Consider the following 8,688-nt stretch of genomic DNA (forward strand, 5'->3'; position numbering starts at 1 on the left):
GGGCCGCCGCAGGGAAGACCCCCGCTGACCACGGTGTGTGCAAGGAGGCCGGGGCCGGGGTAGGGACGGAACGGCCGCCGCCGCTCGGCAGCGGCCCGGCCCCCCGTGTCCGGAACTTCCCTGGAGGCTGCCCCGTGCCCCACCGCGGACCGTTCGCCCGACTCCTGCTGGGGATCGGCCTCCTCGCCGCCGCCGCCCTGGCCGTCCTCGGCGGCCTGGCCCTGCCGCCCAGCGGGCTGGTCGCCATCGGCCTGGCCGGCGTCGTCGCCGGCGCCCTCGCCGGGGGCATCGCCCGGGAGTCCGCCCGGCCCCAGCGGAGCGCGACGGTGGACGCCGCGTGGAAGGCGGCGGTGGGGACCGTGACGGTGCTGCTCGTGCTGTCGGGCACCACCGCCCTCGGGGGAGCCATGCTGACCCTGCTCGTGGCGGCCGCGGGGGTCGCGGCCGTGCTGGCGGCCTGGTCCGTGCGCACAGGGCGGACGCCGTCGGTCCGGCCCGTGCCGCAGCCGCCGGCCGGGCCGCTGCCTCCGGTGTCGACGATGGGCAACGGAGACCTGGGCCGCGAGTGGGTGCACAGCACCGAGGCGCTGGCCGGCCGGCTGGACGCGCGCACCCGGCACGCGATCGTGGTCCGCCGCCAGGAGACCCTCGACGAGCTGGAGCGCCGCGACCCGGCCGGGTTCGCGCGGTGGCTGAGCGGCGTCCCGCTGCCCGGCAGCGACCCGGCCGGACACCTGCGCCACGGGGACCCGGCCGCCTGAGCCCGGGACGGGTCATAAGGCGTACGCGCCGGAGCGGCCCCAGGCGACGACCGCGGACGCGGCGACGGTCGACGGCGCCGACGCGGTCGGCGAAAGGTGGTCGACTCCGCGCCGTCGCTCCGTGACACTTCGGCGTGCTCGTCACCCTGTCCACCACGCACGTGCCCGCGACGGACCTCGGCTTCCTGCTGCACAAGAACCCCGCGCGGGCGCAGCAGGTGGAGGTGTCGACCGGCACGGCGCACGTGTTCTACCCGGAGGCGGACGAGCACCGCTGCACCGTTGCCCTGCTGCTCGACGTCGACCCGATCGGCCTGGTGCGCACCGCCCGGGCCGGCGGAGATGACGGCGCACTCGCCCAGTACGTCAACGACCGCCCGTACGCGGCGTCGAGCCTGCTGGCGGTGGCGCTCGGCAAGGCGTTCTCCAGCGCCCGCCGAGGGGTGAGCAAGGAGCGGCCGGAGTTGGTCGACGTCGCTCTCCCCTTGGAGGTGCACATCCCCGCGCTGTCGTGCCGCGGCGGGAGGGAGATGGCGCACCGGTTCTTCGCGCCGCTGGGCTGGCGGGTCGATGCGACGGCGGTGCCGCTGGACGAGACGCTCCCGGAGTGGGGCGACTCCCGGTACGTGGAGCTGCGGCTCAGCGGTGAGCTGCGGCTGGCGGACGCGCTCAACCACCTCTACGTGGCGCTGCCGGTGCTCGACGACGCGAAGCACTACTGGATCGGATCCGACGAGATCGAGAAGCTGCTGCGAGCCGGAAACGGCTGGCTGGCCACCCACCCCGAGCGGGACCTGATCACGCGCCGGTACCTGGGTCACCGGACCGCGCTGACCCGCCGCGCGATCGAGCGGCTCGCCGAGGTGGACGACGCCGAGGCCGAGGACCTGGACGACGCTATGGCGCCGCCGCGCGCGGCTGCCGGCGGCCCGCATGGCACGGACGGCGAGGATGCGGCCGACCGGCCGGTGCCCCTGGCCCTGCAGCGGCACGGGGCGGTGCTGTCCGCGCTTCGTTCGGCCGGCGCCCGGCGGGTCGTCGACCTCGGCTGTGGCGCCGGTGCGCTCCTCCACGCGCTGCTGGCCGAACCGGCGTTCACCGAGGTCCTCGGCGTCGACGTCAGCGCCCGGGCGCTGGAGGTGGCCGCCCGGCGGCTCCGGCTGGACCGGCTGCCCGAGCGGCAGCGCGCGCGGATCGGGCTGCTGCAGAGCGGCCTGACCTACACCGATGCCCGCCTGCGGGGCTACGACGCGGCGGTGCTGATGGAGGTCATCGAGCACCTCGACCTCGACCGGCTGCCGGCGCTCGAGCACGCCGTCTTCGCCGCCGCGGCCCCGGCGACCGTCGTCGTCACCACGCCCAACGTCGAGTACAACGTCCGCTTCGAGAGCCTGCCGGCCGGCACGTTCCGGCACCGGGACCACCGGTTCGAGTGGACCCGGCAGCAGTTCGCCGACTGGGCGGCCGCCGTCGGCGACCGGCGCGGGTACGCCGTCCGGCTGCTCGGCGTCGGCGAGCAGGACCCGGAGGTCGGCACGCCCACGCAGATGGCCGTCTTCAGCCGCGCAGCGGGAACGGAGGTGGCCGCGTGACCACCGCGACCGGGGAGCGCCCGGCCGCCGAGCCGCGCACCGTCGTCGTGCCCGACCTGGCCCTGGTCGTGCTGGTCGGGGTCAGCGGCTCGGGCAAGAGCACCTTCGCGCGCCGGCACTTCCGGCCGACCCAGGTGCTCTCCAGCGACTTCTGCCGCGGCCTGGTGGCCGACGACGAGAACGACCAGTCGGCGACGCCGGCGGCCTTCGACCTGCTGCACCACATCGCCGGCATCCGGCTGGCCGCGGGCCGGCTCACGGTCGTGGACGCCACCAACGTCAAGTCCGAGGACCGCGCCTCCCTGGTGCGGCTGGCGCGCGAGCACGACGTGCTGCCCGTGGCGATCGTGCTCGACGTGCCGGAGGGGGAGTGCCTGGCCCGCAACGCCGCCCGGCCGGACCGGGACCTCTCACCCGCGGTGATCCGGCGGCAGAGGTCCGACCTGCGGCGCGGCCTGCGTGGCCTGGGCCGCGAGGGCTTCCGCAAGGTGCACCTGCTGATGAGCACGGAGGAGATCGAGCGCGCAGTCATCACCTACGAGAAGCAGTACAACGACCGGCGCGAGGACGCCGGCCCGTTCGACGTGGTGGGCGACGTGCACGGCTGCCGCACCGAACTCGAGGAGCTGCTCGGCGAGCTCGGCTACGACCTGCGCCGGGACGAGCGCGGACGTGCCGTGGACGCCGAGCACCCGGCCGGGCGCCGCGTGGTCTTCGTCGGTGACCTGGTCGACCGCGGGCCGGACTCACCCGGCGTGCTGCGCCTGGTCATGGGCATGGTCTCCGCCGGACACGCGCTGTGCGTGCCGGGCAACCACGAGAACAAACTCGTGCGTGCCCTGCGCGGGCGGAACGTGCAGCGCACCCACGGCCTGGAGCGCACGCTGGCCCAGCTCGAGGCGGAGGACGACGACTTCCGGCGTCAGGTCGAGGAGTTCTGCCACGGCCTGGTCAGTCACTACGTCCTGGACGGCGGAGCGCTGGTCGTCGCGCACGCCGGGCTCAAGGAGTCGCTGCAGGGCCGGTCGAGCGCCCGGGTGCGGGACTTCGCGCTCTACGGCGAGACGACCGGGGAGACCGACGAGTTCGGCCTGCCGGTGCGCTACCCGTGGGCGACCGAGTACCGCGGCCGCGCGATGGTGCTCTACGGGCACACCCCGGTCCCCACGCCGGAGTGGGTCAACAACACCCTCTGCCTCGACACCGGCTGCGTGTTCGGCGGTCGGCTCACCGCGCTGCGCTATCCCGAGCGCGAGCTGGTCGGCGTCGCGGCGAAGGAGACCTACTACGAGCCGGCCCGCCCGTTCCTGCCCGAGGGGGACGCCGCCCCGCCGGCCGAGGCGCGGCGGCGCGACGACGTCCTCGACGTCGGTGACGTGCTCGGCAAGCGGGTCGTGGAGACCCGGCTCGCCGGCCGGGTGACGGTGCGCGAGGAGAACGCCGCGGCGGCGATCGAGGTGATGAGCCGGTTCGCCGTGGCGCCGGAGCAGCTGCTCTACCTGCCGCCGACGATGAGCCCCTCGGCCACCTCGACCCGGCCGGGTCTGCTCGAGCACCCGGCCGAGGCGTTCGCCTACTTCCGCGGTGAGGGCGTGGCCGAGGTCGTCTGCCAGGAGAAGCACATGGGCTCCCGGGCGGTCGCCCTCGTCCGCCGGCCGGGATCCGCCGAGGAGGTGCCGGGGGTGCTGCACACCCGCACCGGCCGGTCGTTCCTCGGCCCCGAGCTCACCGCCGCGTTCCTGGCCCGGCTCGCTGCCGCCGCCGAGGAGGCCCGCGTGTTCGAGGAGCTCGGCGCCGACTGGCTGCTGCTCGACGCCGAGCTGCTGCCGTGGTCGGTCAAGGCCGGCGACCTGATCCGCAGCCAGTACGCCGCGGTGGGGGCCGCCGCGCGGACGGCGCTCCCCGCCGCTCTCGCCGCCCTGGAGCAGGCGGCCGGGCGGGGCCTGGACGTGGCGGAGGTGCTCGACCGCCAGCGGCGGCGAGCCGACGACGCCGAGGCGTTCACGGCGGTGTACCGGCGCTACTGCTGGCCGACCGACGGATTGACCGGCGTCTCCTTCGCGCCCTTCCAGCTGCTCGCCTCCACCGGAGCCACGTACGCCGACCGGCCGCACGCCTGGCACCTGGCCATCGCCGACCGCCTCGTCGACGCCGACCCCGAGCTGGTCCGCGGGACCCGCTGGCTCACCGTCGACGTCACCGACCCGGCCGGCGAGAGCACGGCGACCGCGTGGTGGGAGGAGATGACCGCGGCCGGCGGCGAGGGGATGGTCGTCAAGCCCGCGGCCAACCTGACCCGCGGCCGCGGCGGTGTGGTGCAGCCCGGCCTGAAGGTCCGCGGGCGCGAGTACCTGCGGCTGATCTACGGCCCGGACTACACCGAGCCGCAGCACCTGGACCGGCTGCGGGAGCGCTCGCTCGGCCGCAAGCGCGGACTCGCCCTCCGGGAGTACGCGCTCGGCATGGAGGGGCTGGAGCGGCTGGCCCGGGGGGAGCCGCTGTGGCGGCTGCACGAGTGCGTCTTCGCCGTCCTGGCGCTGGAGTCCGAGCCGGTGGACCCGCGCCTCTGACGTCTCCGCGCACGCACGTGCGGTGTCGGCGTCGCCTCTGCGGTGCCGCACGGCCGCAAGAGCGCGCACGACACCGCAAGGCGAACTCCGAACGCGTCACCGGGGTGCTGCGGCGGGGGATGATCTGCTCGTCGGGTACCCGGGGCGCGAGCGGAGGCGACGATGACGGAGGGGACCGCCCGCACCGCGTGGCGGTCTTCGACGGCGACTACGCCTCGCTGACCTTCGCCTACCCGGACGACTCCCTCGCCGAGACGGTCGAGCGGGAGCTGCGGAACGTGCTCGTGGCCAATCCCCGGGTGATGCGCCACATGCCGTACCTGCTGCAGGCGGCTGACCTGGAGTTGGTGGAAGCCGACGGCGTCCTGTACGCGGACGTCGGCTCCGGCGACTTCTGGCCCAACGCAGCCGAGGCCTACGGAGTCGTGCTGAAGCGGTTCGGCCGGATCCCACCCGACGCGGCGGACCGGTGGCCGGCGTCCCAGCGCAGCGCGGTCGGGAACGGGACCTTCTTCGGCGCGTCGAACTACGACACCTCCCTGGCGCGGCGGCGCGGGTAGGGGCCGTCCGAACACCCGACCCACCGCGCATCGTCGAGGGAGCCGCGGGTCGTCCCTGCGTTGTCCCTATCCTTGTGCCGGGGCTGGTCCCCCATGTCCCGCCGGCGTGGCGCAACTGGTAGCGCACCCGACTTGTAATCGGGCGGTTGGGGGTTCGAGTCCCCCCGTCGGCTCCACGGGCGGTTCCCGGCGTCGGACCGCTCGCGTGGTGGCGATGCCGCGCCGTCGCTAGCGTTCGAGCGCCCGGCCGCACCGGCGGCCCGGGGTCGGACCGAGGTGGCAGGGCCGGGAGGCAGCCGTGAGCGACCACGTGTACAGGCTCAGCGAGATCGTCGGCAGCAGCGCGACGAGCGTCGACGACGCGATCCGCACCGCGATCCGCAAGGCAGCGCAGACGGTGCGCCACATCGAGTGGTTCGAGGCCAAGGAGATCCGCGGGATGGTCGCCGACGGCGACGTCGCCTACTTCCAGGTGCGCGTGTCGATCGGGTTCCGGGTCGAGGACTGAGCCCTCAGTCGAAGCTGCCGGCGCCGCCCTGGCGATAGGGCGACCGGCGCTCGAGGGCCTCCCGCTCGGCGCGCTCCTCGCGCAGCCGGGCGGCGGTCCCCGCGGGGTAGCCGGCCTTGGCCACCCGGTGCTCGATGGTCTCGGTCATGAAGGCGATCGAGAAGATCAGCGCCATCAGCAGACCGCCGACGGCGACCGACAGCCGGTAGACCAGCGGGACCGGCACCACGACCACGCAGAGCACCAGCACGGGCAGGAGCTGGACGACGGCGCGGGTCAGGTGCCGGCGGATCCAGCCCCGCTCGGTCGTGTCGGCCAGCACCCACGGCGAGAGCTCGGCGGGCAACCCCCCGCCGAGCGCGTAGCGCACCCACTGCAGCGGCGTGGGCCGGCGGCGGGCGGACCGGGTGGTCGGCACACCACGACGGTAGGCCGCCGCGGCGTTGCCCGGCAGAGGCGATCGGGAGCACACTCCAACCTCGCGTCCAGCAGGTCAGGGAGGTCTCGTGCACATCCGCCAGGTGCTGCGTCGCAAGGGCTCGGAGGTCGCCACCGTGGAGGCCTCGGCCAGCGTCCGCGAGGCGCTGGCGTTGCTGGCCGAGCACCGCGTCGGTGCCCTCGTCGTGTCCGGCGACGGGAAGACCGTCGAGGGCATCGTCTCCGAGCGGGACGTCGTCCGCGCCCTGCACGACCGGGGCGCCGAACTGCTCACCGATCCCGTGTCCAGCCTCATGACCGCCGACGTGCACACCTGCGTCCCGTCGTCGGGGGTGGAGGACCTGGCCCGCACCATGACCGACCACCGCGTCCGCCACGTGCCGGTGGTGGACGGCGGCGTCCTGGTCGGCATCGTCTCGATCGGCGACGTCGTCAAGGCCCGGCTCGACGAGCTGGAGGAGGAGCGGGCGAAGCTCGTCGACTACATCCAGACCGTCTGACAGGTCGTGAGCCCGGCTCACGGTCCGGTCGACGAGGCCGGTCCCGCCGGGCGTACGGTGCGGCCGTGGACGAGCGGCGTGCGGGGGTCGTCTCCGGGCTCGCCGCCTACGGCATGTGGGGGCTGTTCCCGCTCTACTTCCCTCTGCTGGAGCCGGCCGGCGGGCTGGAGATCGTGGCCCACCGGGTGCTGTGGTCGCTGGTCTTCGTCGCGGGGCTGCTGACCGTCGTCCGCCGCTGGTCGCACGTCCGTGCCGTGCTCACCGACCGCCGCGCGCTGCTGGTCCTGCTCGGCGCCGCGTTGCTCATCGCGGTCAACTGGCTGGTGTTCGTCTACGCGGTCAACTCCGGGCACGTGGTGGAGACCTCGCTCGGCTACTTCATCAACCCGCTGGTGAGCGTGCTGCTGGGGGTGGTGGTCTTCAGCGAGCGGCTGCGCCCCCTGCAGTGGACCGCGGTCGGCATCGCCGCGGTCGCCGTCGCCGTGCTCACCGTGGACTACGGCCGACCGCCCTGGATCGCGCTGGCGCTGGCGGTCAGCTTCGGTCTCTACGGCCTGATGAAGAAGCTGGTCCGGGTCGAGGCCGCGCCCGGCCTGTTCGTCGAGACGGCGCTGGTCGCCGTCCCCGCGGCCGTGGTGGTCGCCGTGCTGCACGCGCAGGGCGAGGGGACCGCCGGCAACGCCGGGACCGGGCACCTGCTGCTGCTGATGAGCTCCGGGATCGCGACCGCGATCCCGCTGCTGCTGTTCGCCGCCGCGACCCGCCGGATCCCGCTGTCGACCGTCGGCCTGCTGCAGTACATCACCCCCCTCATGCAGCTGGCGATCGGCGTCTTCGTCTACCACGAGCCGATGCCGCCGGCCCGCCTCGCCGGATTCGTCATCGTCTGGGTCGCCCTGGCGGTGTTCACCGCCGACAGCCTCCGACAGGCCCGCGCCGGGGCGCGGCGGCGGGCGGCGGAGGCTGCGCCCGCACCGGTCTAGACGGCACGTCATCCCCGCGTCACGGCACGCCGTCCCCTCGTCGCGCGGGCGCCCGCGGATGTCGGTGGGCGGGGCTACGGTCGGGTCCTCCGCACCACAGAGAAGGACGTCCGATGCCTGCCGAACCAGCTCCCGCGGTCTCCCCGCCGGGGGGCGAGGTGCTCCCTCCGCCCGACCCCGCACCGCACGCGACGGAGGTGGCGCCGGTCCCCGCCGGCGGCCTCACCCGGCGCGAGCACGAGATGCTCGCCTTCGAGCGGCAGTGGTGGCGGCGGCCCGGCGCCAAGGAGACGGCGATCCGTGACCGCTTCGGCCTCCCGCCGACCCGCTACTACCAGGTCCTCAACGCGCTCGTCGACCGACCCGCCGCGCTGGAGGCCGACCCGTTGCTCGTCCGGCGGCTGCGCCGGTTGCGCGCGGCACGAGGACAGCGGCGTTCCTCCCAATCACTGGGCAACCGGGGCCGCGGCGTCTAGATTTGGTCACCGTGGGCAGGCATGCCGCGTCAGGCAGTGACGTACCGGACCGGGGGACCGCCCCGGTTCCGCATGGACGCCGCCGCACCGACGGTCCGGCGCCCGCCCTCGCCGACCCGGATCTGAGCGACCACCCGACCACGCCGGGCCGCAGCCGTGCCGACCGTCGCCGCGACGGTCTGCTGGAGGCGGCGGCGGACCCCGGCCGGCGCCAGGTCCCGCCGGGCCCCGCCCGCCCGGCCGGCCCGCGGGTCGCAGCTCCCGGCGGTGCCCGTGTCGCCGCACCGGCCGCGCCGCGAC

At 74.9% G+C, this 8,688-nt stretch carries 10 protein-coding genes and 1 tRNA gene; 9 read left to right on the forward strand and 2 right to left on the reverse strand.

The window, feature by feature from the left end:
* The first annotated feature begins 134 nt into the window (after window positions 1–134).
* From MY526_RS04045 to MY526_RS04070, 6 genes are all read left to right on the forward strand, one after another.
* Window positions 135–761 (forward strand): hypothetical protein, encoded by a 627-nt coding sequence (locus MY526_RS04045; RefSeq protein ID WP_436689326.1) that lies wholly within the window; start codon window positions 135–137, stop codon window positions 759–761.
* 134 nt (window positions 762–895) lie between these two features.
* The gene (locus tag MY526_RS04050) at window positions 896–2,353 is read left to right on the forward strand and encodes a 3' terminal RNA ribose 2'-O-methyltransferase Hen1 (RefSeq protein ID WP_436703295.1); all 1,458 of its coding nucleotides are present in this window, start codon (window positions 896–898) and stop codon (window positions 2,351–2,353) included.
* Window positions 2,350–4,923 (forward strand): polynucleotide kinase-phosphatase, encoded by a 2,574-nt coding sequence (locus tag MY526_RS04055; RefSeq protein ID WP_436703296.1) that lies wholly within the window; start codon window positions 2,350–2,352, stop codon window positions 4,921–4,923. The genes MY526_RS04050 and MY526_RS04055 overlap by 4 nt, the downstream gene beginning before the upstream one ends.
* 188 nt (window positions 4,924–5,111) lie before the next feature.
* Entirely contained in the window at window positions 5,112–5,483 is a 372-nt protein-coding gene (locus tag MY526_RS04060) for a hypothetical protein (RefSeq protein WP_436703297.1), read from the forward strand.
* Window positions 5,484–5,583: 100 nt separating this feature from the next.
* Window positions 5,584–5,659: transfer RNA gene (locus MY526_RS04065), tRNA-Thr, on the forward strand.
* Window positions 5,660–5,781: 122 nt separating this feature from the next.
* Window positions 5,782–5,991, forward strand: a complete 210-nt coding sequence (locus MY526_RS04070) for a dodecin (RefSeq protein ID WP_436689332.1) — start codon at window positions 5,782–5,784, stop codon at window positions 5,989–5,991.
* A gap of 4 nt (window positions 5,992–5,995) precedes the next feature.
* On the opposite strand, the gene MY526_RS04075 is transcribed toward MY526_RS04070, so the two are convergent.
* Window positions 5,996–6,409, reverse strand: a complete 414-nt coding sequence (locus MY526_RS04075; RefSeq protein ID WP_436689334.1) for a DUF5313 family protein — start codon at window positions 6,407–6,409, stop codon at window positions 5,996–5,998.
* 88 nt (window positions 6,410–6,497) lie between these two features.
* On the opposite strand from MY526_RS04075, the gene MY526_RS04080 reads away from it, so the two are divergent.
* The 3 genes from MY526_RS04080 to MY526_RS04090 all read left to right on the forward strand — a co-directional run bounded on the left by MY526_RS04080 (window position 6,498) and on the right by MY526_RS04090 (window position 8,388).
* Entirely contained in the window at window positions 6,498–6,929 is a 432-nt protein-coding gene (locus MY526_RS04080; RefSeq protein WP_436689336.1) for a CBS domain-containing protein, read from the forward strand.
* 65 nt (window positions 6,930–6,994) lie between these two features.
* The gene (rarD, locus tag MY526_RS04085; protein ID WP_436689338.1) at window positions 6,995–7,912 is read left to right on the forward strand and encodes an EamA family transporter RarD; all 918 of its coding nucleotides are present in this window, start codon (window positions 6,995–6,997) and stop codon (window positions 7,910–7,912) included.
* Between the two features lie 113 nt (window positions 7,913–8,025).
* Window positions 8,026–8,388: a DUF3263 domain-containing protein gene (locus tag MY526_RS04090; protein WP_436689339.1), complete on the forward strand. Its 363-nt coding sequence runs from the start codon at window positions 8,026–8,028 to the stop codon at window positions 8,386–8,388.
* Between the two features lie 29 nt (window positions 8,389–8,417).
* Here the strand turns inward: MY526_RS04090 and MY526_RS04095 are convergent.
* Window positions 8,418–8,688, reverse strand: a 271-nt coding sequence (locus tag MY526_RS04095) for a hypothetical protein (RefSeq protein ID WP_436703298.1), incomplete at its 5' end; no start/stop codon positions are given.

Source organism: Geodermatophilus sp. CPCC 205761, from assembly GCF_051383655.1.
Lineage (GTDB): Bacteria > Actinomycetota > Actinomycetes > Mycobacteriales > Geodermatophilaceae > Geodermatophilus.